The organism is Rhizobium sp. KNZ2-6A (assembly GCF_056755475.1).
This window is the reverse complement of sequence record NZ_JBNDIC010000010.1, coordinates 98,525-123,843: the sequence shown is the minus strand read 5'-3', so window position 1 is coordinate 123,843 and position 25,319 is coordinate 98,525. Positions and strand designations below refer to the sequence as shown.

Below are 25,319 nucleotides of genomic sequence, written 5' to 3'. Positions count from 1 at the left end.
TGCCCCTATCATATTGACGCCTTAGATCGTCTTAGGGGACAGGCAATCGAATGTATCTCATCATCGAATGCTCGGAGTTTCGGTGCCGAGCTGTCGTTTTCTACGCGGCCTGAAAGCGGGCCGGAGATGGATGCTGTTGTCTCCATGCGGATTTTCATCGGAGGATACTGTTTTGAGATATATGCGTTCGAAGAGCTTGCCGCTGCTGTCGGCTGCGCTTGCGACATTTGTTTTCTCCGCGTCGGTCGCGGCGCTTGCGGATAGTTCCGTCGCGGTCCAGGGTGCGACGCTCGTCAACAAGGGACGTGTCGCGGTCGGTCGCATCCCGGCAAACCTGCGTGACAAGTTCGGCGAGACCTTCGGCTCTGGTTCGGGCATGTCGATCGATACCAAGAGCTGGGTTCGCAACGCCGACGGCACCTACAAGGGTTCGCTCTGGCTGCTGCCGGACCGCGGCTACAATGCTGTCGGCACGACCGAATATCGTCCGCGCCTGAACACCATCGACGTCACGCTGAGCCCGGTCGCGCCCGGTGCGACGCCGCCGGCCGGCAAGGAGCAGGCGGGCGTCGAAGCCAAGCTTGCCGACACCCTGCTTCTGAAAGATGACAAGGGCGCCGACACCACCGGGCTCGACCCGGCCAATGGCACCCGCCATGCCGAAGGCAGCATGCCGCTGCTGCCCCAGGCGCCGAACGGCAAGATCTCGCTCGACACCGAAGCCATCGCCCGTCTGCCCGACGGCACTATGTTCATCAGCGACGAATATGGCCCGTATATCTACCGCTTCGCCGCTGATGGCCGCATGATGTCCGCCACTCCTCCGCCGGCAGCCCTGCTGCCGATGCGCAATGGCGCCGTCAACTTCGCTTCCAATAACCCTGGTCCCGGCGAATCCGCTCCGGATCCGAAGGATCCGACGAGCGGCCGCCAGAACAACCAGGGCCTCGAAGGCATGTCGCTGACACCGGACGGCAAGTTCCTGATTGCCGTGCTGCAGTCCGCAACGCGCCAGGATGGCGGCGATTCCAGCTCCACGCGCCAGAACACCCGTGCGCTGGTCTATGATGCCGCCGATCCGGCAAATCTGAAGCTGGTGCACGAATATGTCGTGCCGCTGCCGGTCTTCACGAATGACAAGGGCAAGACGGCAGTCGCCGCCCAGAGCGAAATCTATGCGCTTTCGCCGCAGACATTCCTGATGCTGGCGCGTGACAGCAACAACGGCTACGGCGTGAAGGGCGACAAGTCGCTCTACCGCAGCATCGTCGCCGTCGATGTCTCCGCTGCTACCGATATTGCCGGCAAGTTCGATGCCGACAAGCCGGTCGCCCCCAAGGGCGTTCTTGACGCCTCGGTAAAGCCGGCAACGGTCAGCCAGTTCATCGACATCAATGACAGCGCCGATCTCGCGCGCTTCGGCCTCCACAACGGCGCGCCGAACGATAGCAACAACCTCTCGGAAAAGTGGGAGGCGATGTCGCTCGTCAGCGTTCAGGATCCGAAGCTGCCGGACGATTACTTCCTGTTCGTCGCCAACGACAACGACTTCCTGACTCAGGACGGCTATCAGGTCGGCGCTGCCTACAAAGGTGACGGCGGAGGCGATGTCGACACCATGTTCCAGGTGTTCCAGGTCACGATTCCCGGCCTCGCTGCCAAGTGAAGTTGTCAGAAAAGGGATGGACGCGGCAACCGCGTCCATCCGCTCATCCCGCCCGCAGGAACCGGATCGCCTCGTCGCGGCGGAAGAGATAGAGCAGGGTGCGTACCGCCATGCCGCGCTCGCCCGTCAGCTCGGGATCGCGCTCGATCAGATAGGCGGCATCCTTGCAGGCGATTTCCAGAAGATCGGCATGGGCCTCGAGGCTGGCAATGCGGAAACCCGGCGTGCCGGACTGACGCGTGCCGAGAAGCTCGCCTTCGCCACGCAGCTTCAGATCCTCCTCGGCAATCCGGAAGCCGTCTTCGGTCTCTCGCATGATCGACAGCCGCGCATGCCCGGTTTCGCCGAGCGGTCCCTTATAGAGCAGGATACAGGTGGAGGCCTCATCGCCGCGTCCGACCCGGCCCCGCAACTGATGCAGCTGCGCTAGGCCGAAACGTTCCGCATGTTCGATGACCATGATCGTCGCGTCGGGCACGTCGACACCCACTTCGACGACTGTCGTTGCCACAAGCAGCCGGATCTCGCCGCTCTTGAAGGCCATCATGACGGCATCTTTTTCCGGGCCGCTCATCCGGCCATGGATAAGGCCGATACCGGGGCCGAGCGCCTTGGTCAATGTGTCGTGTCGCTCCTCGACCGACATTAAATCAGATTCTTCGGATTCCTCTACAAGTGGACAAATCCAATATGCTTTTTTGCCTTCGGAGAGCGCGCTTTTCAATCGGCCGACGATATCGCCGGTTCGCTCGTTCGGGATGGTGATCGTCTGGATCGGCTTGCGTCCCGCCGGCTTCTCGGTGAGCTTGGAAACGTCCATATCGCCGAAGGCGGCGAGCACCAGCGTCCGTGGGATGGGCGTCGCGGTCATGACGAGCATATGCGGCGAGACACCCTTCGCGGTCAGGCGCAGACGCTGATGGACCCCGAAGCGATGCTGTTCGTCGACGACGGCCAGCATGAGGTTGGCATAGGCGACGCTGTCCTGGAAGAGAGCATGCGTGCCGATAATGATCTGCGCTTCGCCGGAAGCGATGCGCTCCAGGATCGCATCCCGCTCGCGGCCCTTCGTGCGGCCTGTGAGGACTTCGACGGAAAGGTTTGCACTTGCTGCGAATTTCGAAATCGTCGCATGATGCTGGCGGGCCAAAATTTCGGTCGGTGCCATCAGCACCGCTTGGCCACCGCTTTCGATCACGGCGGCAATTGCCAGCAATGCTACCAGCGTCTTTCCCGCCCCGACATCGCCTTGCAGCAGCCGGAGCATACGCTCCGTACCGGCCATATCCTTTAGGATATCAGCGACTGCATCACGCTGGCTGTTCGTCATCGAGAAGGGCAGGGATTCCAGGATCTTACCGCTGATTTCTCCAGTTGGATGCACCGGCTGCCCCGCAACTTTGCGCAGCCTTTGGCGAACCAGAGAAAGTGACAATTGCCCCGCCAGGAATTCGTCATAGGCAAGCCGACGGCGGGCTGGCGCCTGAGGATCGATATCGGCAGCGTCTCTCGGCGCATGCAGCATGTGGAAACTGTCGGATATCGAGGGAAAGCCTTGCTTCTGGGCGAGCGCAAGGTCATCCCATTCGGGCAGTTGCGGGATGCGCGGCAGCGCCGCCTCGATGGTCTTGCGCAGGAATTTCGGCGAGAGTCCGGCGGTCAACGGATAGACCGGCTCGACGAGCGGCAGGTTTTCCGCCTCGCTCTCGCGCATGATATAGTCGGGATGCACCATGGACGGACGGCCGTTGAACCAGTCGACCTTGCCGCTGACGGTGACGGTCTCGTCGATCGGTAGCTGCTTTTCGAGCCATTGCGCCTTGCCGCGGAAGAAGACCAGCGCAAGTTCGCCAGTTTCGTCATGCAGATAAACGCGATAGGGCACATTGCTGCGCGGATTGGGCGGCGGCTGATGGCGATCGACGCGGCCGGTAATGGTGACGATGGCGCCCTGTGGCGCGCGGGCGATGCCTGGCTGCTCGCGCCGGTCGATGATGGAATGCGGCGCGTGGAAAATCAGGTCGATGACACGGCAGTCGTCGATCGTCTCGCGGTCGAGCAGCTTCACCAGCAGCTCGGATACCTTCGGCCCGACGCCGGGCAGCGAAGATATGGAGGCAAACAGCGGGTCGAGGATAGCGGGACGCATGGCCGGCAAAATGCGACGGGCAGGGCGCCTTTGGCAAGGGGCAGCGCTACGCACGACCTCTTTGAGGCCATCACTCCCCCGAAAATTGCGCTTCCGGCGCTTTTTTCTGAAAAACCGGTTCCCACCTTTCAATGCTGGTTTTATAGAGACGCATCAACATAAAGGTGTTTTTGATGACTGGGCTTACCCTCAGCAGTGCCGATCTCGATCCCCGTCGTCGCCGCATCCTTTTCCGCTGTTGGCATCGCGGCATCCGCGAGATGGATCTTGTCTTCGGCCAGTTCGCCGACAACGAGCTGCCGGGTCTGACCGAGCCCGAACTCGATGAGCTCGAGCGCATCATGGCCGAGGAAGACAACGATCTCGTCAAATGGATTCTCGGCACCCAACCGATACCGCAGCATCTGCAGACGCCCCTGTTTGAGCGCCTGGCCTCATACAAGCCCGATTTCGAAGAGATCGCCGAAAGGTTTGGTTTAACGAAATGATCCCCGGTTTCGATGCGAAGAAGCTGCTCGCCGCCAGCGAGCCGATGACGATCGGTCATGTTCCGGCCGGCCTGGAGCCGTTTCTGATTGCCGAGATGGCAAAGGCCGGCCAGCCGATCGCCTATGTCATGTCCGACGGCCAGCATATGGCAGATGTCGAACAGATGCTCGGCTTCATCGCGCCCGAAATTCCGGTGCTCACCCTGCCGGCCTGGGACTGCCTTCCTTACGACCGCGTTTCCCCGAGCTCGGACACGTCTGCGCGGCGCCTTGCGGCTCTGTCCGGCCTGATCGCGCATCATCGCAAGCCGCATGCAGCCATTGTGCTGGTGACTGTCAACGCCATGCTGCAGAAGGTCGCCCCGCAGGATATCATCGAAAGCCTGGCGTTCTCGGCACGTCCCGGCAACCAGGTCCGGATGGACGATATCGCCGCCCGCCTGGAGCGCAACGGCTTCGAGCGCGTGGCGACCGTGCGCGAAGTCGGCGAATATGCCGTGCGCGGCGGCATTCTCGACGTCTTCGTTCCGGGCACGGAAGAGCCGGTGCGCCTGGATTTCTTCGGCGATACGCTGGAAAGTATCCGCAGCTTCGATCCGGCCAGCCAGCGCACGACGGGGCAGGTTCGCTCGCTCGATCTCAATCCCATGAGCGAAGTGACCCTGACGCCGGATACGATCAGCCGCTTCCGCAAGAACTATCTCTCCGCCTTCGGCGCCGCCACGCGCGACGACGCGCTCTATCTCGCCGTCTCGGAAGGCCGCCGCTACGCCGGCATGGAGCACTGGCTGCCGCTTTTCTACGAGAAGCTGGAGACGGTCTTCGATTACCTTCAGGGCTTCCGGCTGGTGACGGATCATACCGTGCGCGAGGCAGCCGAGGAGCGTTCCAAGCTCGTCTTCGACTATTACGACGCCCGCCTGCATTCCGGCCAGCAGGGCAAGGGCCAGATGGCCCAGGGCACGCCCTATAAGCCCGTGACCCCAGGCCAGCTATATCTCGATGGCAAAGCCTTCGGCAGCGCGCTCGATGCCTTCGGCGCCGTCCGCATCTCGCCCTTCAACGAGCATGAGGGCGAGGCTCGCCGCGTCATCGAGATTGATGCCCGGCAGGGGCCGCGCTGGGCGCGGTCTGCGACCGAGAGCGCCGACAGCGAGCGCGTCAACGTCTTCGATGCCGTCGTCAAGCATATCGCCGACAAGCGGGCCTCCGGCGGCAAGGTGCTGATTTCGGCCTGGACCGAAGGCTCGCTCGACCGTCTCCTGCAGGTGCTTGCCGAACATGGGCTGGCGCGCGTCAAGACAATCGAGGCCTTCAAGGATCTCGGTGGATTGGCGAAAGGCGAGGCGGCGGCGGCCGTGCTCAGCCTGGAAGCCGGTTTCGAGGCCGGCGATCTCATCGTCATCGGCGAGCAGGATATTCTCGGCGACCGCATGGTGCGTCGCTCCAAGCGCCGCAAGCGCGCCGCCGATTTCATCTCGGAAGTGGCCGGGCTGGATGAAGGCTCGATCGTTGTGCATGCCGAGCATGGTATAGGCCGTTTCGTCGGGCTGAGGACCATCGAGGCCGCCGGTGCGCCGCATGCCTGCCTCGAGCTGCAATATGCCGACGACGCCAAGCTGTTCCTGCCGGTCGAAAACATCGATCTCCTGTCGCGCTATGGCGGCGAGGGCACTGAGGCGCAACTCGACAAGCTCGGCGGCGGCGCCTGGCAGATGCGCAAGGCCAAGCTCAAGAAGCGCTTGCTTGACATGGCCGGCGCCTTGATCCGCATCGCCGCCGAGCGCCTGACGCGCCATGCGCCTGTGCTGGCGACGCCGGACGGTCTCTATGACGAGTTCGCCGCCCGCTTCCCCTACGATGAGACCGAAGACCAGATGAACGCCATCGAGGCGGTGCGCGAGGATCTCGGGGCCGGCCGGCCGATGGACCGCCTCGTCTGCGGCGACGTCGGCTTCGGCAAGACGGAAGTGGCGCTCCGCGCCGCCTTCGTTGCCGCCATGAACGGCGTGCAGGTCGCAGTCGTCGTGCCGACGACGCTGCTCGCCCGCCAGCATTTCAAGACCTTCTCCGAGCGCTTCCGTGGCCTGCCGATCCGGGTGCAGCAGGCATCCCGCCTTGTCGGCGCCAAGGAGCTGACGCTCACCAAGAAGGAAGTTTCCGAAGGCAAGACTGATATCGTCGTCGGCACCCATGCGCTGCTCGGCGCTGGCATCCAGTTCGCCAATCTCGGCCTGCTTGTCATCGATGAAGAGCAGCACTTCGGCGTCAAGCACAAGGAGCGCTTGAAGGAGCTGAAGAGCGACGTGCATGTGCTGACCCTGTCGGCGACGCCGATCCCGCGCACGCTGCAGCTTGCGATGACGGGCGTGCGCGAGCTGTCGCTCATCACCACGCCGCCTGTCGACCGCATGGCGGTCCGCACCTTCATTTCGCCCTTTGATTCGCTCGTCATCCGCGAAACGCTGATGCGCGAGCATTATCGCGGCGGCCAGAGCTTCTACGTCTGTCCGCGTCTCGCCGATCTCGCCGATATCCATGCTTTCCTGCAGTCGGATGTGCCGGAGCTGAAGGTGGCGGTCGCGCATGGCCAGATGCCGGCCGGTGAGCTGGAAGACATCATGAACGCGTTCTACGAAGGCCGTTATGACGTCCTGCTTTCGACGACCATCGTCGAATCCGGCCTCGACGTGCCGACGGCTAACACGCTGATCGTCCATCGCGCCGACATGTTCGGCCTGGCGCAGCTCTATCAGCTCCGTGGCCGCGTCGGCCGCTCCAAGGTCCGCGCCTTCGCGCTCTTCACGCTGCCGGTCAACAAGGTGCTGACGACGACGGCGGAACGCCGGCTCAAGGTCCTCCAATCGCTGGATACGCTCGGCGCCGGCTTCCAGCTTGCCAGCCACGACCTCGATATTCGCGGCGCCGGCAATCTGCTGGGCGAAGAACAGTCCGGCCATATCAAGGAAGTGGGCTTCGAGCTTTACCAGCAGATGCTCGAGGAGGCCGTCGCCGAGGTCAAGGGCGTCGACGAGATCCAGGACACCGGCTGGTCGCCGCAGATCTCCGTCGGCACGCCGGTCATGATCCCGGATGACTACGTGCCCGATCTGCATCTGCGCATGGGGCTCTATCGCCGCCTCGGCGAAATCACGGAAATCAAGGAGATCGATGGTTTCGGCGCCGAAATGATCGATCGCTTTGGTCCCTTGCCGATAGAGGTGCAGCACCTCCTCAAGATCGTCTACATCAAGTCGCTCTGCCGCATCGCCAATGTCGAAAAGCTGGACGCCGGCCCGAAGGGCGTCGTCGTGCAGTTCCGCAACAAGGAATTCCCGAACCCGGCCAACCTTGTCGGCTATATCGCCAAGCAGGGCACCATGGCCAAGATCCGCCCCGACCACAGCGTGTTTCTTACCCGTGATCTTCCGACGCCGGAAAAGCGGCTGCAGGGTGCGGCTGTGGTCATGACGCAGTTGGCGGAATTGGCGAAGTAGGGAGGCGTCTCTTAGCCAGGGATCGCTTCCAGCCCACAGGAATATTTTCCGTTGTAAGCCGAAATCTGGCGTTGCCTCATGCGGCCTGGGACTTGTCAGTCTCTCCACCGTCCGGAATGTGCGCAATGACCTTGATTTCGAAATCGAAGCCAGCCAGCCAATTGACGCCAACCGCAGTCCAATTCGGATAGGGCTTTTCGCTGAACACCCGGTTCTTGACGGTCATGATCGCGCCGAACTGCTGCTCAGGATCGGTGTGGAACGTGGTGATGTCGATGATATCGTTGAAGGTGCAGCCTGCGGCTTCCAAGGTTGCCTGCAGATTGTCGAAGGCAAGCTGGACCTGTTTTTCGAAATCAGGCTCCGGGCTCCCATCCATACGGCTGCCGACCTGGCCGGAAACGAACAACAGATCACCGGAGCGGATGGCAGCGGAATAGCCATGCTCTTCGTAAAGCGCATGTCTGTTCTTCGGGAAAATTGCATTACGCGTCGTCATCATATTCAGCTCTCATTCGCGTTGATGTGAAAGGATCGGAAGGGCGGCATTCTGCGGCCTTTCCAAAATGCCGTTTGGTTTGGTATACGGCATGTATTTGAAATAGCCATATACGCTACGTATGTCAATATTTCAAATACGAAACGTATGTGAAATTGAGGGTGATATGGCAAAACGCCTGGAAACGATGGAAGAAAACCGGAGCAAGCTTATTGTTGCCGCACGAAAAGCTTTCGCCGAGAAGGGATTTTCGGGCGCATCGATGGACGAGCTGACGGCAGATGTCGGCCTGACGAGGGGCGCGCTCTATCATAATTTTGGAGATAAACGGGGATTGCTTGCCGCCGTCGTTGATCAGATCGACAATGAGATGGCGTTGCGGGCAAAAGTGATCGGCGAGCAGGCGGGAGGCGGCTGGCAAGGCCTGCTTGCGGAAGGCGAAGCCTATATCGAAATGGCGCTCGATCCGGAGGTCCAGCGCATCGTCCTGCTTGACGGGCCGGCGGTGCTGGGCGATCCATCGAAATGGCCCAGCCAAAACAGCTGTCTGGCGGGGACTCGGCAGACGGTGTCAAAGCTTCTGGAGCAGGAAGTCGTCAAGCCGGTTGATGCCGAGGCCGCCGCCCGGCTCCTCTCCGGCGCAGCGCTGAATGCCGCCCTTTGGGTTGCCGCCAGCGACAATCCGGCGGAAGTGCTGCCGAAGGCGATCGAGGCCTTCCGCACGATGGCTTCGGGATTGCTGGCAAAGGCCTGAGGGCCGTTATCGCTCGGTTCTTCCGTTGTCGACAGCCAACGTGCGGAGAGAATTGCAAGCAGCATCTGCTTTCCAGCGAAAGCGCCGCTGCCCCTCAATTCATCCCGGCCCGTGCTTCCGCCTTCATCTTGGCAATATCACGCAAGGCCTCGGCGATCACATCCGGTGTCTGCGCGCCGCTGACGGCATATTGCTGGTCGAAGATGAAGAAGGGCACGCCGTTGACGCCGATCTTCTGGGCGGCGTCGATTTCGCCGATGATGAGATCGCGGTCGGCGTCGGAGGCAAGAAGGGTGGCGATGACGGAGCGGTCGAGACCGGCCTCTTCGGCAATATCGAGCAGCACGGCGTGATCGCCGACATTGCGGCCTTCTTCGAAATTGGCCTTGAAGAGCGCGTCGACCACCTTGTCCTGCTTCTCGCGACTTTCGGTGACGGCCCAGTGGATGAGGCGGTGCGCATCGAGCGTGTTGGGGCCGATCCTGATGGCGTCGAAATCGAACTTGATGCCGACTTCGCGGCCGAGATCGGTCAGCATCTTGTGCCCCTGCGCGACACGCTCCGCGCCGCCGAGCTTCTGCTCGAGCGTCTTCTTCTGGTCGACGCCTTCGGGCGGATAGTCGGGGTTCAATCGGTAGGGCCGCCAGTTGAGGTCGACGCCCACTTCGTCCTGCACCTCGGCGATGGCGAGCTCCAGGCGCGCCTTGCCGAGGTAGCACCATGGGCAGACGACGTCCGAGACGATGTCGATCGTAATGCGTTCCATGGTTCTGTCCTTTCGGTTTTTGGGCTGTTCTTCACCATCTAGGCCTTTGTGCCGATGGCTTCAACCGGTTACCGAAAGGGAACCATGCAACGCTACTGTGCCGAGGCGTCCCACCATGCGGGCAGGTAATAGCCATAGAGCGGCAATACGTCGGAATGGGCGATATGGCTGCGCCGTGCCACCCACTGCTGTGCGATATGGTAGAGCGGCACGACATAATAGCCTGAAATCAATATGCGATCGAAAGAGCGCACGGCGTCGCGGAAATCATCAGCCGAACGCGCCGTCAGGAGGTGATTGATCAGCGTATCGACATCCGGATCTTCGACGCCGGCAAAGTTCAGGCTTCCCGGCATTTTAGCGGCGGCAGAGCCCCAGCGCGGCACCTGTTCGATGCCCGGCGACAGCGAAGACGGATAGGATTTGATGATCACGTCATAATCATAGTTCGTCGTGCGCAGCTGATATTGCGAATCGTCGACGGTGCGTATCGTGACGGCGATGCCGAGCAATGCCAACGAGCGGCGATAAGCGATGGCAATACGCTCCTGATCCGCATTCTGGGTCATGATCTCGAAGCTGAGCTGCCGCCCGGCGCTGTCGACCATGCGTTCGCCCTTGATCGTGTAGCCGGCCTGCTTGAGGAAGCTGACCGCCTTGCGCAGGATCTTGCGGTCGCGGCCGGAGCCGTCGCTGACAGGGAGCTTATAGGTGCCATCTAGCACGTCGGCATCGATATGGTCCTTGATCGGGCCGAGCATGGCAAGCTCGTTGGCATCGGCCGGAACGCCGAAGGAGGACAGATCGGAATTCTGCCAGTAGCTTTCCGTGCGTGTGTAGGCGCTGGAAGCCAGATTGCGATTGAACCATTCGAAATCGAAGGCGAGCGTCAGGCCCTTGCGCACATTCTTGTCGGCAAACATCGGCCGGCGCATGTTGAAGACGAAGCCCAGCATGCCGCTCGGCAGCTTCGGCGTAAACGTCTCCTTGACGACGGCGCCGGAGCCGACGGCCGGAAAATTATAGGCCTGCTGCCAATGCGCGGGACTGCCGTCCGGGTAGATGTCGATATCGCCCTTCTTGAAGGACTCGAATAAGGTCGTGTCCTGCAGGAAGTAGTTCACGACGATCTGATCGTAATTGTCGACGCCGACCTTCGTCGGAATGGCCTTGCCCCAATAATCGGGATTACGCTCGAAGGTGATTCGCTGGCCGGGATCGACGCTCTTCACCCGATACGGGCCGGAGCCGATCGGAATGCCGAGCGTGGTCCGGTCGAAATTGTCGGGATCGGTCGCATGTTTCGGCAGGATCGGCAGCGACGACGCGATGATGACAGGCGTTTCGCGATTGCCCTTCTCGTTGAAGCGGATCATGACGCCATGCTCGCCGACCTTCTCGATCGAGCCGATCGTATCGAGCCAGGACGAGAAGGGTATGCGCCCCTTCTCACGCAGGAGCTGGAAGGTGAAGATCACGTCGTCCGGCGTCACCGACTGTCCGTCGGACCATTTGGCTGCGGGATTGAGATTGAACTGGATGAAACTGCGGCTGTCGTCCCATTCGACCGTCTGCGCCAGCAGCCCATAAAGCGTAAAAGGCTCGTCACGCGAGCGCACCATCAGCGGTTCGTAGATGAGATTGCCGTATTCCGGGTCCCACATGCCCCGCGCCGTCGTGCGCATGCTCTTCAGAATGAAGGGGTTGAGATTGTCGAAGGTGCCGACGACGCCATAGCTGATGCGCCCGCCTTTTTTCACATCCGGATTGACGTAAGGGAAATGCTTGAAGCCCGCCGGCAGGGCCGGATCTCCATGCGTGGCGATGCCATAGAGTGGTTGCGCCGCGGCGGCATTGCACAAGGCTGCGAAGAACAGGAAGATAGCGATCCGGAGCGCTTGCATGGCATCCTTTCCGGTAAGGGTACGATTCGGCCGAACATTATCACGAGCGTGCCGAATTCAACACGCAACTGCGGAATTCTTGGGTCTAAACAGAAAAGGCCAAAGAAAAGCTGGATATCCGCGCCAGTGCGATGTAACAGGGGTGCCGGGTTTCTCGGGTCATGTATTTGCCTTATTCATTCGACAGGTGGACGACGGTTTGACCCGAATTGCATGGGACGGCGCGCTGTCGTTCCGAAGCGGATTTCAGGAGGCGGTTTCGCTATGATGTTCAAGACTGACAACAAAATGCGGGCAGGTCTCTCTGCTCTGGCTCTCATGATCGGCGCGGCCATGCCGGCTGCTGCCTTCGCTCAGGACGCGTCCAACGCAGCTCCTGCCGACGGCGGCAACGATCCCAATCAGCCGCGCCTGGGCTGGTACAAGACCTGCACCAAGCAGGACGATGCCGATATCTGCATCGTGCAGAACCTGATCATGGCTAACAATGGCCAGCTGGTCACGGCAGTCGGCCTCATCTCCGTCGATGGCAAGGTCAACCGCAAGATCCTGCAGATCTCCGTTCCGACAGCTCGCCTGATCCCGCCCGGCATCACCATGCAGGTTGATGGCGGCAAGGGCCAGAAGCTCGATTACGCCGTCTGCCTTCCGGACAAGTGCACGGCCGAAGTGCCCGTGACCGACGCGATGATCAACTCGCTGAAGAAGGGCACGGACGTGACCTTCACCTCGATCAACTTCCGCCGCGCGCCGAACCCGATCAAGATTTCGCTCACCGGTTTCGGTGCCGCTTTTGACGGTCCGGCAATCTCCGACAGCAAGCTCGCTGAAAGCCAGAAGAGCCTGCAGGACAGCATGCAGAAGAAGGCCGAAGAAGCGCGCAAGAAGTTGGAAGACGCCCAGAAGGCCGCCAAGCAGCAGTAAGCTTCTCAAACTTTGCCTTATTGAAAAAGCCCGGAGCGATCCGGGCTTTTTTGCTGCTGACGACCAAGTCCCGCAAATGAAAAAGGGAAGACGCTTGGGGCATCTTCCCTTTTAAAAAGAACTTATCTGGCAGGCTCTTAGTGGGCGAAGCTCATCTTGGGTTTGAACTGGCCCGTCGGCGCCTGGTCGAAAATCTGGGCGATCTGCGGATTGCGGAGCGGGACGCCGCTCTCGTCATTGATCAGATTCTGTTCCGATACGTAGGCAACATACTCCGTCTCGTCGTTTTCGGCGAGAAGATGATAGAATGGCTGGTCCTTTTCAGGCCGCACTTCGGCCGGAATGGAATTCCACCATTCCTCGGTGTTTGCGAATTCCGGATCGACATCGAAGATGACACCGCGGAAGGGGAACATCCGGTGTCGAACCACGTCGCCAATATTGAATTTTGCGTTTCGTTCTTTCATGGCACGACTTCCTTTCAAGCAATCATGTGGTGACTTTCACCACTGATATCAAGGATTTTGCCCCCATTCCTTCATCGAACTGTCACATCCGGTCCGGTTCTTCGGCCGGACAGGGAGCGATGGCTCAATGCAAAAACACGATCGGGCGGGAGACCTGCCACCGGCTTCCCAATTATGAAGAAAGCCCCGGCAAGCCGGGGCTTTCGTATTCGATATCAGACCGAGTAGTACATGTCGTATTCGACCGGATGCGGGGTCATTTCGAAGCGCATGACTTCCTGCATCTTCAGTTCGATGAAGGCATCGATCTGGTCGTCGTCGAAGACGCCGCCGGCCGTCAGGAACTTGCGGTCCTTGTCGAGGCTTTCCAGAGCTTCGCGCAGCGAGCCGCAAACCGTCGGGATCTTCTTCAGCTCCTTCGGTGGCAGGTCGTAGAGATCCTTGTCCATGGCCTTGCCGGGATGGATCTTGTTCTTGATGCCGTCGAGGCCGGCCATCAGCATCGCGGCGAAGCCGAGATAGGGGTTGGCGGTCGGGTCGGGGAAGCGGACTTCGACGCGCTTTGCCTTCGGGTTGCTGCCGAACGGAATGCGGCAGGAGGCGGAGCGGTTGCGGGCCGAGTAAGCGAGAAGAACCGGCGCTTCATAACCCGGGACGAGACGCTTGTAGGAGTTCGTCGACGGGTTGGTGAAGGCGTTGATCGCCTTGGCATGCTTGATGATGCCGCCGATATAGTAGAGGCAGCTTTCCGACAGGCCTGCATATTCGTCGCCCGCGAAGGTCGGCTTGCCGCCCTTCCAGATCGACTGGTGAACGTGCATGCCCGAGCCGTTGTCGCCGAAAATCGGCTTCGGCATGAAGGTTGCGGTCTTGCCGTAGGCATTGGCGACCTGATGCACGACATACTTGTAGATCTGCATCTTGTCGGCGTTGCGCACCAGCGTGTCGAACTTGATGCCGAGTTCGTGCTGCGCGGCTGCGACTTCGTGGTGATGCTTTTCGACGGTGACGCCCATTTCGGTGAGAACCGTCAGCATTTCCGAACGCATGTCCTGGCAGCTGTCGATCGGCGGGACCGGGAAGTAGCCGCCCTTGACGCGCGGACGGTGACCGAGGTTGCCCGTTTCGTAATCGGTGTCGTCGTTGGACGGCAGTTCGCTGGAGTCGAGCTTGAAGCCCGTATTGTAGGGGTCAGCCTTGTACTTGACGTCGTCGAAGACGAAGAATTCGGCTTCCGGGCCGAAGAAGGCGGTATCGCCGATGCCGGAGGCCTTCAGGTAGGCTTCGGCCTTCTTGGCGGTGCCGCGCGGGTCGCGGTTATAGGCTTCACCGGAGACCGGGTCGAGGATGTCGCAGAGGATGACCATGGTGGACTGCGCGAAGAATGGATCCATATGGACCGTGTCCGTGTCGGGCATCAGCACCATGTCGGACTCGTTGATGGCCTTCCAACCTCCAATCGAGGAGCCATCGAACATGACGCCATCGGCGAACATGTCTTCGTCGACGCAGACTACATCCATGGTGAGGTGCTGCAGCTTGCCCTTCGGGTCCGTGAAGCGCAGGTCGACGAACTTGACGTCGTTGTCCTTGATTTGTTTCAAAATTTCGCTTGCGGTCGTCATTAAATTACTTCCCTTGACTTAGTGACGATTAAACGAGCCGCGGCCTGAGGGGCCGGGCGGATTAAATGGCATCGATGCCCGTCTCACCAGTGCGGATTCGAATGACTTCTTCCACGTTGGAAACGAAAATCTTTCCGTCGCCGATACGGCCTGTTTGCGCAGCCTTGCGGATGGCCTCGATCACCGCCTCCGCATTTTCGTCCGCCAATACAACTTCGACCTTCACCTTCGGCAGGAAGTCGACGACGTATTCGGCGCCACGATAGAGCTCCGTGTGGCCCTTTTGACGACCGAAGCCCTTCGCTTCCGTGACGGTGATGCCCTGCAGGCCGACTTCCTGAAGGGCTTCCTTCACTTCGTCGAGCTTGAAGGGCTTAATGATCGCTTCGATCTTTTTCATGAGAAAATGTCTCTCCGCTTCTTCTGTTACAGCAGGACTACTCCCCGCTCGGCCAACGTAATGCACGTATCATGCCAGTTGAGAACGAGCTGCCGTAGAAAATCCCGGCGAATTCGCACCGAGACGATGGATTGATGAGGATTTTTCGGAAAAATGGAAGCGATTTCGCGCTGAAATGCATGGGATAAGCAAAATTTCGCAAAAAAGTGCCATGCATGCCATGTTTATGCTCTGGCAAGCCATTGAATGTTATTGTTTAATTATTATGCAAATGCACATTTATCGGCCAAATTGCAGGCTACAAAAGCGGTTGTTTTTGAGGCAGATTTCGCATCTATAATGGCTGCCATGATGTTGCCGCTTGCCGACCTCCTCCTCACGCCCGACGATATGGCCGCGGTCGACAGCGCCGCCGCCATCTCCGGCATCGATTCCTATGGGCTTATGGAAAGGGCGGGTCAGGCTGTCGCCGCCGCAGCGCTCCGGTACTTTCCCGAGGCACATCGATATGTCGTTCTTTGCGGGCCGGGCAACAATGGCGGGGACGGCTATATCGCAGCCCGCGCGCTGCTGCAGGCCGGTGCCGAACTGCGGCTTTTCCATCTTGGCGACCCCAAGCGGCTCAAAGGGGATGCAGCCCGCGCCTTTGCAGATTGTCCCCTCGGCGGCGAGGCGATCGGCAGCTATATCCCGAGGGCTGGCGATGTGGTGATCGACGCCATCTTCGGCGCGGGGCTTTCCCGCTCCGTTCCGGATGAGGTGGCGGCCATCATCGCGCAAGTCGCCGAAGCGAAACTTCCCGTCATCGCCGTCGATCTACCGTCCGGCATCGATGGGCGCAGCGGCCGAATCCTCGGCGCCGCCTTTCATGCCGCGCGCACCATTACCTTCATGACGCGCAAGCCGGGCCACCTTCTTCTTCCCGGCCGCGATCTGTGCGGGGAGCTGGAGATTTTCGACATCGGCATATCAGCCCGCATCGTTCGCGCCCATGCCGACAATCTGATCGCGGAAAATACCCCGGCACAGTGGCAGGCTATGATACCGTCGGCGGGCGTAGATACGCACAAATACAAGCGCGGCCATCTGGTCGTTTTCTCAGGCGGACCGAACGCGACCGGCGCCGCGCGCATGTCGGCCATGGCGGGGCTGAAGGCCGGGGCAGGGCTTGTCACGATCGCCTCGCCGCCCGAAGCGCTTGATGTCAATGCCAGCCTGCTCACAGCAATCATGCTGCACGCCGTCGAGGATGAAGCGTCGTTGCGGCAATGGCTTGCCGATCAGCGCCTCTCGACCTTCATTCTCGGACCGGGCTTCGGCGCCGGCGAGAAAGCGCGGCAATTCTGCCTTGCGCTCGCGGATCGCCATCTGGTGCTGGACGCGGACGGCATCACGTCGTTTCGAGACGAGCCGCAACGATTGTTCGATGCTTTTGCCGAGGGACCGACACGCTTGGTGCTGACGCCGCATGAAGGGGAGTTTGCGCGGCTCTTTCCCGATATTGCCGCGGACGAAGCCCTGAGCAAGGTCGACAAGGCGAGGGCAGCTGCGGTGAGAGCCCACGCGGCCATTATCTACAAGGGTGCCGATAGCGTGATTGCCGCGCTTGATGGCAGGGCCCTGATCAATGCCAATGCGCCGCCCTGGCTTGCCACGGCCGGTTCCGGCGATGTGCTGGCGGGTATCGTCGGCGGCCTGATGGCGCAGGGCGTGCCCGCTTTCGAAGCCGCCGCGGCCGGCGTCTGGCTGCACGGCCTAGCAGGCCAGCACGCCGGTAAGGGGCTGACGGCCGAAGATCTCGTCGCAAACGTCAGGCCGCTGTAGGCTATTTTGCCACTTCTTCCTGCAATGCGATCGCGCCCGGAGGCGCATTCACCTTGCCCTCATGGATCATGAAGGCAAAGACATCGCGCGGCTCGGCCTTGACTTTGCGCTTCGCATCGATCAGCGGCAGATCGTCCGGCACCTTGCCCTCGGCCCAGGTTTTCAGGCGATCCGCCCAGGCCTTCAGATCCTTCGGCGGATAGCAGGTCTTGATATCGTCTGAGCCCTTCTGCAGGCGGGCATAGACGAAATCGGCCGTCACATCGGCAATCATCGGATAGTCGAAATGCTCGGCGCAGACCGGCGCCACATTGTATTTCTCGAGCAGGGTGATGAAGTCAGGCACCTTGAAGGAATCGTGCCGGACTTCGACGACATGCTTCAGCCCAAGACCATCCTGCTTGGCCGGCAGCAGCTTCAGAAAAGCCTCGAAATCATCCGGGTCGAACTTCTTCGTCGGTGCGAATTGCCAAAGCAGCGGCCCTAGATGATCGCCGAGCTCGCTGATGCCGGATTCCAGGAAACGCTGCATCGACTCGCCCGCTTCGGCAAGCACGCGACGATTGGTCACGAAGCGGGTGGCCTTCAGGGAGAAGATGAAGCCATCGGGAACGTCAGCGGCCCATTTGGCGAAGACCGCGGGCTTCTGGGTGCTGTAATAGGTGCCGTTGACCTCGATCACCTTCAGCCGGCGGCTGGCGTAGTTCAGCTCATCCTTCTGCTTCAGCGTATCGGGATAGAAGGTCCCGCGCCAGGGTTCGAAAGTCCAGCCACCTATGCCTGTGCGGATTTCGCCCGCTTTGGTCATTCTCTCCTCCATGGACGTTCAGTCGGGTGAATTCACTCCGCTGCCGCAACCTTCTTCATCGGACGCCGCTCCAGCAGCTCCTTCAGGAACTGCCCCGTATAGGAGCGCTTTTCGTTGACGACCGCTTCCGGTGTTCCAACGGCAACGATCTCGCCGCCGCCATCGCCACCTTCCGGACCGAAATCAAGAATCCAGTCGGCCGTCTTGATGACTTCGAGATTATGCTCGATGACCACAACCGAATTGCCCTGATTGACCAGCTCATGCAGCATTTCCAGCAACTTGGCGACATCGTGGAAGTGCAGCCCGGTTGTGGGCTCGTCGAGAATATAGAGCGTGCGGCCCGTCGATCGCTTCGACAGTTCCTTGGCTAGCTTGACGCGCTGCGCCTCGCCACCCGAAAGCGTATTGGCCTGCTGTCCCACCTTGATATAGCCGAGGCCAACATCTTTGAGGCTCTGCAGCTTGTCGCGCACGGCGGGGACAGCCGCAAAGAAATCGACGCCTTCCTCGACCGTCATGTCGAGCACGTCGGCGATCGACTTGGTCTTGAAGGTGACGTCGAGGGTTTCGCGATTGTAGCGCTTGCCGTGGCAGACGTCGCAGGTGACGTAGACGTCGGGCAGGAAGTGCATCTCGATCTTGATGACGCCGTCGCCCTGGCACGCCTCGCAGCGGCCGCCTTTGACGTTGAAGGAGAAGCGGCCGGGCTGATAGCCGCGCGCCTTGGCCTCCGGCAACCCGGCGAACCAGTCGCGGATCGGCGTGAATGCGCCCGTATAGGTCGCCGGGTTCGAGCGCGGGGTGCGGCCGATCGGCGATTGATCGATATCGATCACCTTGTCGATATGCTCGAAACCGTCAATACGGTCGTGATCGGCCGGGATTTCACGAGCGCCCATGACGCGTCGCGCAGCCGACTTATAAAGCGTCTCGACCAGGAAGGTGGACTTGCCGCCGCCGGAAACGCCCGTGACGGCGGTAAACACGCCGAGCGGGATGGACGCCGTGACGTTTTTGAGGTTGTTGCCCCTTGCGCCGACGACCTTGATTTCCTTGCCCTTCTTGGGCTTGCGACGCTCGTCCGGAACCGGAACGCCGAGCTCGCCGGAAAGATATTTACCGGTCAGTGACTTCGGGTTCGCCATGATATCCTGCGGCGTGCCGTGTGCCACTACCTGGCCACCATGCACGCCGGCCGCGGGGCCGATATCGACCACATCGTCGGCTGTCAGGATCGCATCCTCGTCATGTTCGACCACAATGACCGTATTGCCGATGTCTCGCAGATGCTTCAGCGTCTCCAGCAGGCGGGCATTGTCGCGCTGATGCAAGCCGATGGACGGCTCGTCGAGAACGTAGAGCACACCGGTCAGGCCGGAGCCGATCTGCGATGCCAGCCGGATGCGCTGGCTCTCGCCGCCGGAAAGCGTGCCTGAATTGCGCGACAGGCTCAGATATTCGAGGCCGACATCGTTGAGGAAGCGCAGGCGATCGCGGATTTCCTTGAGGATGCGGACCGCAATCTCGTTCTGCTTGTCAGTGAAAGTTCCCGGCAGCGCGTCGAACCAGTCGCGGGCAACACGGATCGACATCTCCGCGACCTGGCTGATGTGCAGCTTGTCGATCTTGACCGCCAGCGCCTCCGGCTTCAGGCGATAGCCGTTGCAGGCCGGGCAGGGGGCTGCCGACATGAAACGTTCGATCTCCTCGCGCGCCCAGGCGGAATCCGTTTCCTTCCAGCGCCGTGCAAGGTTGGGCACGATGCCTTCGAAATTCTTGTGCGTGGTGTAGGAACGCGCGCCGTCGGCATAATGGAATTCGATCTTGTCTTCCGTACCGTTCAGGATCACGTCCTTGGCCTTGTCGGACAGTTCGTTCCAGCGGCTGCCGAGCTTGAAGCCATAATGTTTGCCGAGCGCTTCCAGCGTCTGGTTGTAATAAGGCGAAGTCGATTTGGCCCAGGGAGCGACGGCGCCATCACGCAGCGTGCGTTCCGGCTCCGGCACGATCAGTTCCGGATCGATTTTCTGCTGCGAGCCGAGGCCGTCGCAGGATGGGCAGGCACCGAAGGGATTGTTGAACGAGAACAGACGCGGTTCGATTTCGGGAATGGTGAAACCGGAAACCGGGCAGGCAAATTTCTCCGAGAACAATACGCGCTCATGCGTCTCGTTCAGCGATTTGTTGGCCGAACCGCCGGCAGCGGTTTCCTCCGGCGGCAACGGCTTGTCGGCAAACTCGGCGACCGCGAGACCGTCGGCAAGCCGCAAGGAGGTCTCGAAGCTGTCGGCCAGGCGCGCCGCCATGTCGGGCCGTACGACGATACGATCGACCACGACGTCGATATCGTGCTTGTATTTCTTGTCCAGCGCCGGCACATCGGCGATTTCGTAGAATTGCCCGTCGACCTTGACGCGCTGGAAGCCCTTTTTCATGAGCTCCGCCAGTTCCTTCTTGTACTCGCCCTTACGGCCACGCACGAGCGGCGCCAGAATATAAAGCCTGGTGCCTTCCTCGAAGGCGAGCACGCGGTCGACCATCTGGCTGACCGTCTGGCTCTCGATCGGCAGGCCCGTGACCGGCGAATAGGGAACGCCGACGCGGGCAAACAGCAGACGCATATAGTCATAAATCTCGGTGACCGTGCCGACCGTCGAGCGCGGGTTGCGCGATGTGGTCTTCTGCTCGATCGAAATCGCCGGCGAAAGGCCGTCGATCTGGTCGACATCCGGCTTCTGCATCATTTCCAAGAACTGGCGCGCATAGGCCGAAAGGCTTTCGACATAGCGGCGCTGCCCCTCGGCATAGATGGTATCGAAGGCAAGCGACGACTTGCCGGAGCCGGAAAGGCCGGTCATGACGATCAGCTTGTTGCGCGGCAGGTCGAGATCGATGCCCTTGAGATTGTGCTCGCGCGCACCACGTATGGAAATAGTCTTCAGTTCGCTCATCGTCGTATGCAGGTCCTTTGGAGTCTGCCTTTATTTAGTGATGTCAGCCCGCGAGTCGAGGCTGAAATGAAGGGTGGAGCCGGGTTTTCGATTCCGTTGACAAGATCATAGAGACAAATTAGAACAAATAAAGAACAAAATTAGCGCGGCGATTTCTTTGTGGATGAACGGAACTGGGAAGGCCGCATAAATAGCGCCTGACGGCCGCTATGGGTTAAGGTGTTCGGATAGAATTTGAAAGCCGTCGATGGGCGGCAAGCAGGGTGGTATCATGGCCGGTAGTGTGAATAAGGTAATTCTGGTTGGAAATCTCGGGGCGGACCCGGAAATTCGCCGCACGCAGGACGGCCGCCCGATCGCCAATCTCAATATTGCGACTTCGGAAACCTGGCGCGATCGCAATTCCGGCGAGCGCAAGGAAAAGACCGAATGGCACCGCGTCGTCATCTTCAATGAAGGTCTCTGCAAGGTCGCGGAACAATATTTGAAGAAGGGCGCCAAGGTCTACATCGAAGGCGCGCTGCAAACCCGCAAGTGGCAGGACCAGAACGGTCAGGATCGCTACTCGACCGAAGTCGTGCTCCAGGGCTTTAACTCGACCCTGACGATGCTCGATGGCCGAGGCGAAGGCGGCGGTTCCATTGAAGGCGGCAGCCGTGGCGGTCGCGGGGGTGGTGACTTCGGTGGCGGCGATTACGGCGGCGACGATTATGGCCAGTCCTCTTCGCAGGGCTCCTCCCGCGGTGGCGGTGGCAACCGTGGTGGTAGTAACCAGGGCGGCGGCGGCAATTTCTCGCGCGATCTGGATGATGACATCCCGTTCTGAGACGGGCATACGCGGTAGAACTTTGAAAAACCCGCCACGTCGGCGGGTTTTTTATGGAAGGGCTAACGCTGCCCTTGCACCATCCACGACGAATTGTGCGGCAAGTGCCGCCAGGATGACGCCCAGCAGCCGGGTGAGAATGGCGCGGCCGGTGGCGCCGAGCATGCGGTCCAGCCGGTCTGAAATGGCAAGAGCCGCAAAGACGAGGGCGAGGTTGACCGCGATGACGCCGATCAATTGCGCTCGGTCGAGCGTCGTCTGCAGCGAGCCGGCCAACAGAATGGTGGCCGAGATGGCGCCGGGACCGGCAATCAAGGGCAGGGCGAGGGGAAAGACCGCGATATTGCGGATATGATCCTGGGTGATCGCGACTTCGGTCGTCTTCTCTTTTCTATCCTGCCGCCGCTCGAACACCATCTCGAAGGCGATCCAGAACAGCAGCAAGCCGCCGGCAATGCGGAACGCACCGATCGAGATGCCAAGCACACCAAGGACGCTCGCGCCGAACAGGGCGAAGGCCGCCAGAATGAAGAAGGCGATCAGCGAGCCGCGTAGCGCCACCTGTTTGCGCTCGGAGCGGTTCATGCCCGCTGTAAGTCCGATGAAAAGCGGAGCGAGCCCAGGCGGATCGACGGTGACAAGCAGAGTCGTGAAGGCATTGATCAGCGTGTCCGCGCTCGCCATATCGTCCCCGGAGCTTGTTCTATCGTTGTTATCGACCATTGTTATGCGAGGAACGAGCTTTCGCAAAGAGCCGTGCGCTGCTATTGGCGGGTTACGCCATGGAAATGTTCGATTTCATGGCTTAAAGGGGCAAAAGCCTGTTCAAAAACACCGGCCCAAATTGGCGCTCGCCGGGCCTTTCGGCTATAAATTTCGCAGTGATTCTAAAAGAGATCGTGATCTGTTTTGACTGAGCAAACACCACCCGGCGGCGGGAAGCTCCCGCCAGGCATCGAGCCGATTTCCATCATGGAGGAAATGCAGCGGTCGTATCTCGATTACGCCATGAGCGTGATCGTCAGCCGCGCGCTTCCTGATGTTCGCGACGGTCTCAAGCCCGTTCATCGGCGCATCCTCTATGCGGCGCATCAGAGCGGCTATCACTGGAACCGCAAATATGTGAAGTCCGCCCGTCCGGTCGCCGACGTCATGGGTAGCTACCACCCGCACGGCGACGCCTCGATCTATGACGCCTTGGTCCGCATGGCGCAGCACTGGTCGATGCGCGTGCCGCTCATCGACGGACAGGGCAATTTCGGCTCCATCGACGGCGATCCGCCGGCGGCGATGCGTTATACGGAATCGCGCCTGACCAAGGTTGCCCACGAGCTTCTCGAGGATATCGACAAGGAAACCGTCGATTTCCAGGAAAACTACGATGCAACCACGGAAGAACCGAAGGTTCTGCCGGCACGCTTCCCGAACCTTCTCGTCAACGGTTCCGGCGGCATCGCCGTCGGCATGGCGACGAACATTCCGCCGCACAATCTGTCGGAAGTGATCGACGGCTGCATTGCGCTGATCGACAATCCGGCGATCGAGCTGCCTGACATGATGCAGATCATCCCCGGCCCGGATTTCCCGACGGGGGCGAAAATTCTCGGCCGCGCCGGCATCCGTTCCGCCTATGAGACGGGACGCGGCTCCGTCGTCATGCGTGGTGTCGCGACCATCGAGCCGATGCGTGGCGATCGCGAGCAGATCATCATCACCGAGATTCCCTATCAGGTGAACAAGGCATCGATGATCGAGAAGATGGCCGAGCTCGTACGCGAAAAGCGCATCGAGGGCATCTCGGACCTGCGCGACGAATCCGACCGCCAGGGCTACCGCGTCGTCGTCGAGCTGAAGCGCGACGCTAATGCCGACGTCATCCTGAATCAGCTTTATCGCTACACGCCGCTGCAGACCTCTTTCGGCTGCAACATGGTGGCGCTGAATGGCGGCAAGCCGGAGCAGATGAACCTGATGGACATGCTGCGCGCCTTCGTGGCGTTCCGCGAGGAAGTCATCAGCCGTCGCACCAAATATCTGCTGCGCAAGGCGCGCGATCGCGCTCACGTCTTGGTCGGCCTGGCGATTGCGGTCGCCAATATCGACGAAGTCATCCGTGTCATCCGCCAGGCGCCGGATCCGCAATCGGCTCGTGAAGAGCTGATGACGCGCCGCTGGAATGCGGCGGACGTCGAATCGCTTATCCGGCTAATCGATGATCCTCGACATCGCATTAACGAAGACGGCACCTATAACCTCTCGGAAGAGCAGGCCCGCGCCATCCTCGAACTGCGTCTGGCTCGTCTGACCGCTCTCGGCCGCGACGAAATTGATGAAGAGCTCAATCAGATCGGCGCAGAGATCAAGGACTATCTCGATATCCTTTCTTCACGTGCCCGCATCCAAACCATTGTAAAAGACGAGCTTTCCGCAGTTCGCGACGAGTTCGGAACGCCGCGCCGTACCGAGATCGTCGATGGCGGCCTCGAGATGGACGATGAGGATCTGATCGCCCGCGAGGATATGGTCGTCACCGTTTCCCATCTCGGCTACATCAAGCGCGTGCCGCTGACCACCTATCGTGCGCAGCGCCGCGGCGGCAAGGGCCGTTCCGGCATGACGACGCGTGATGAGGATTTCGTTACCCGGCTATTCGTTCTCAATACGCACACGCCGGTCCTGTTCTTCTCGTCTCGCGGTATCGTCTATAAGGAAAAGGTCTGGCGTCTACCGATCGGCACGCCGACTTCGCGCGGCAAGGCTCTGATCAACATGCTGCCGCTGGAGCCTGGCGAACGCATCACCACGATCATGCCGCTGCCCGAGGACGAAAGCACCTGGGATAATCTCGACGTCATGTTCACGACGACGCGCGGAACGGTGCGCCGCAACAAGCTGTCGGATTTCGTGCAGGTGAACCGTAACGGCAAGATCGCCATGAAGCTCGAGGAGGAGGGCGATGAAATCCTCTCGGTCGAGACCTGTACCGAGCACGACGACGTGCTGATGACGACGGCGCTCGGCCAGTGCATCCGTTTCTCGGTTTCGGATGTGCGCGTCTTTGCCGGCCGCAACTCCATCGGCGTGCGCGGCATCAGCCTTGCATCCGGAGACCGCATCATCTCGATGACGATCGTCCGGCACGTGGATGCCGAACCTTGGGAACGCGCGGCCTATCTCAAGCGCTCCGTCAACGAACGTCGTTCCGCAACGGGAGATGACGAGGAAATCGCGCTGGTCGGCGAGGAAGTCACCGAAGAGGGACAGCTCAGCGACGAGCGCTACGAAGAACTCAAGGCGCTCGAGCAGTTCGTTCTGACGGTCTCGGAAAAGGGCTTCGGCAAGCGTTCGTCTTCTTACGATTTCCGCATCTCCGGCCGCGGCGGCAAGGGTATCCGCGCCACCGACACGTCGAAGACGGGCGAGATCGGCGAGCTGGTTGCCGCCTTCCCGGTCGAAGATGGGGATCAGATCATGCTCGTTTCGGATGGCGGCCAGCTGATCCGCGTCCCTGTCGGCGGCATCCGCGTCGCCAGCCGCGCCACCAAGGGCGTCACCATCTTCTCTACCGCCAAGGATGAGAAGGTCGTGTCCGTCGAGCGCATCAGCGAGCCGGAAGGCGAAGACGACGCGGCGGTCGAGGATGACGCTGTAGCCGGCGAGGCAGGAGATACCGGCGGCGACGTCGAGGGTGGCAGCGAAGAATAGAATTGCGCTGCAAGCTGGTCGGAAAAGCTGGAGGCTGATCCGCCCGACCCACCTGAAAATGGA

General features: G+C 60.5%; 18 protein-coding genes. 8 read left to right on the top strand and 10 right to left on the bottom strand.

Annotated elements, in window-relative coordinates:
* The first annotated feature begins 172 nt into the window (after window positions 1-172).
* Window positions 173-1,666: an esterase-like activity of phytase family protein gene (locus tag ACPYOP_RS09690; RefSeq protein ID WP_481410174.1), complete on the top strand. Its 1,494-nt coding sequence runs from the start codon at window positions 173-175 to the stop codon at window positions 1,664-1,666.
* 43 nt (window positions 1,667-1,709) lie between these two features.
* Here the strand turns inward: ACPYOP_RS09690 and recG are convergent, their stop codons facing one another.
* On the bottom strand, window positions 1,710-3,815 hold the full coding sequence (recG, locus tag ACPYOP_RS09685; RefSeq protein ID WP_481410173.1) for an ATP-dependent DNA helicase RecG: 2,106 nt from the start codon (window positions 3,813-3,815) through the stop codon (window positions 1,710-1,712).
* Between the two features lie 173 nt (window positions 3,816-3,988).
* On the opposite strand from recG, the gene ACPYOP_RS09680 reads away from it, so the two are divergent.
* Together ACPYOP_RS09680 and mfd are read left to right on the top strand one after the other, a co-directional pair.
* Complete coding sequence (locus ACPYOP_RS09680; RefSeq protein ID WP_481410172.1) at window positions 3,989-4,303, top strand: FAD assembly factor SdhE; 315 nt, start codon at window positions 3,989-3,991, stop codon at window positions 4,301-4,303.
* On the top strand, window positions 4,300-7,800 hold the full coding sequence (gene mfd, locus ACPYOP_RS09675) for a transcription-repair coupling factor (RefSeq protein WP_481410171.1): 3,501 nt from the start codon (window positions 4,300-4,302) through the stop codon (window positions 7,798-7,800). The genes ACPYOP_RS09680 and mfd overlap by 4 nt, the downstream gene beginning before the upstream one ends.
* A 76-nt stretch (window positions 7,801-7,876) precedes the next feature.
* Here mfd and ACPYOP_RS09670 read toward each other — a convergent pair whose 3' ends face one another.
* Window positions 7,877-8,299, bottom strand: coding sequence for a RidA family protein (locus ACPYOP_RS09670; RefSeq protein WP_481410198.1), 423 nt, complete (start codon window positions 8,297-8,299; stop codon window positions 7,877-7,879).
* Between the two features lie 166 nt (window positions 8,300-8,465).
* Here ACPYOP_RS09670 and ACPYOP_RS09665 point away from each other — a divergent pair, with 166 nt between their 5' ends.
* Window positions 8,466-9,053 (top strand): TetR/AcrR family transcriptional regulator, encoded by a 588-nt coding sequence (locus ACPYOP_RS09665; RefSeq protein ID WP_481410170.1) that lies wholly within the window; start codon window positions 8,466-8,468, stop codon window positions 9,051-9,053.
* A 94-nt stretch (window positions 9,054-9,147) separates the two neighbouring features.
* Here the strand turns inward: ACPYOP_RS09665 and ACPYOP_RS09660 are convergent, their stop codons facing one another.
* Together ACPYOP_RS09660 and ACPYOP_RS09655 are read right to left on the bottom strand one after the other, a co-directional pair.
* Window positions 9,148-9,819: a DsbA family oxidoreductase gene (locus ACPYOP_RS09660; protein ID WP_481410169.1), complete on the bottom strand. Its 672-nt coding sequence runs from the start codon at window positions 9,817-9,819 to the stop codon at window positions 9,148-9,150.
* A gap of 92 nt (window positions 9,820-9,911) precedes the next feature.
* Window positions 9,912-11,723 carry an extracellular solute-binding protein gene (locus tag ACPYOP_RS09655; RefSeq protein ID WP_481410168.1) on the bottom strand — a complete coding sequence of 604 codons (1,812 nt, stop codon included), beginning with the start codon at window positions 11,721-11,723 and terminating at the stop codon, window positions 9,912-9,914.
* A gap of 264 nt (window positions 11,724-11,987) precedes the next feature.
* Between ACPYOP_RS09655 and ACPYOP_RS09650 the strand changes: the two genes are divergently transcribed.
* Window positions 11,988-12,647, top strand: a complete 660-nt coding sequence (locus ACPYOP_RS09650) for an invasion associated locus B family protein (protein WP_481410167.1) — start codon at window positions 11,988-11,990, stop codon at window positions 12,645-12,647.
* 137 nt (window positions 12,648-12,784) lie between these two features.
* Here the strand turns inward: ACPYOP_RS09650 and hspQ are convergent, their stop codons facing one another.
* The 3 genes from hspQ to ACPYOP_RS09635 all read right to left on the bottom strand — a co-directional run bounded on the left by hspQ (window position 12,785) and on the right by ACPYOP_RS09635 (window position 15,139).
* A complete protein-coding gene (hspQ, locus tag ACPYOP_RS09645) occupies window positions 12,785-13,114 on the bottom strand; it encodes a heat shock protein HspQ (protein ID WP_481410166.1) in 330 nt (109 codons plus the stop codon).
* Window positions 13,115-13,329: 215 nt separating this feature from the next.
* Entirely contained in the window at window positions 13,330-14,739 is a 1,410-nt protein-coding gene (gene glnA / locus ACPYOP_RS09640) for a type I glutamate--ammonia ligase (protein WP_481410165.1), read from the bottom strand.
* A gap of 61 nt (window positions 14,740-14,800) precedes the next feature.
* Window positions 14,801-15,139, bottom strand: a complete 339-nt coding sequence (locus ACPYOP_RS09635) for a P-II family nitrogen regulator (protein ID WP_015339877.1) — start codon at window positions 15,137-15,139, stop codon at window positions 14,801-14,803.
* A gap of 348 nt (window positions 15,140-15,487) precedes the next feature.
* Here ACPYOP_RS09635 and ACPYOP_RS09630 point away from each other — a divergent pair, with 348 nt between their 5' ends.
* Entirely contained in the window at window positions 15,488-16,963 is a 1,476-nt protein-coding gene (locus ACPYOP_RS09630) for an NAD(P)H-hydrate dehydratase (RefSeq protein WP_481410197.1), read from the top strand.
* A 1-nt stretch (window position 16,964) separates the two neighbouring features.
* Here the strand turns inward: ACPYOP_RS09630 and ACPYOP_RS09625 are convergent, their stop codons facing one another.
* Window positions 16,965-17,771, bottom strand: coding sequence for a DUF72 domain-containing protein (locus ACPYOP_RS09625; protein ID WP_481410164.1), 807 nt, complete (start codon window positions 17,769-17,771; stop codon window positions 16,965-16,967).
* Between the two features lie 32 nt (window positions 17,772-17,803).
* Window positions 17,804-20,725 carry an excinuclease ABC subunit UvrA gene (gene uvrA / locus ACPYOP_RS09620; protein ID WP_481410163.1) on the bottom strand — a complete coding sequence of 974 codons (2,922 nt, stop codon included), beginning with the start codon at window positions 20,723-20,725 and terminating at the stop codon, window positions 17,804-17,806.
* A 271-nt stretch (window positions 20,726-20,996) separates the two neighbouring features.
* Here uvrA and ACPYOP_RS09615 point away from each other — a divergent pair, with 271 nt between their 5' ends.
* Window positions 20,997-21,551: a single-stranded DNA-binding protein gene (locus ACPYOP_RS09615; RefSeq protein ID WP_481410162.1), complete on the top strand. Its 555-nt coding sequence runs from the start codon at window positions 20,997-20,999 to the stop codon at window positions 21,549-21,551.
* A gap of 51 nt (window positions 21,552-21,602) precedes the next feature.
* On the opposite strand, the gene ACPYOP_RS09610 is transcribed toward ACPYOP_RS09615, so the two are convergent.
* Window positions 21,603-22,235, bottom strand: coding sequence for a MarC family protein (locus ACPYOP_RS09610; protein ID WP_481410161.1), 633 nt, complete (start codon window positions 22,233-22,235; stop codon window positions 21,603-21,605).
* 225 nt (window positions 22,236-22,460) lie between these two features.
* Here ACPYOP_RS09610 and gyrA point away from each other — a divergent pair, with 225 nt between their 5' ends.
* Window positions 22,461-25,256, top strand: a complete 2,796-nt coding sequence (gene gyrA, locus ACPYOP_RS09605; RefSeq protein WP_481410160.1) for a DNA gyrase subunit A — start codon at window positions 22,461-22,463, stop codon at window positions 25,254-25,256.
* Window positions 25,257-25,319: the final 63 nt, after the last annotated feature.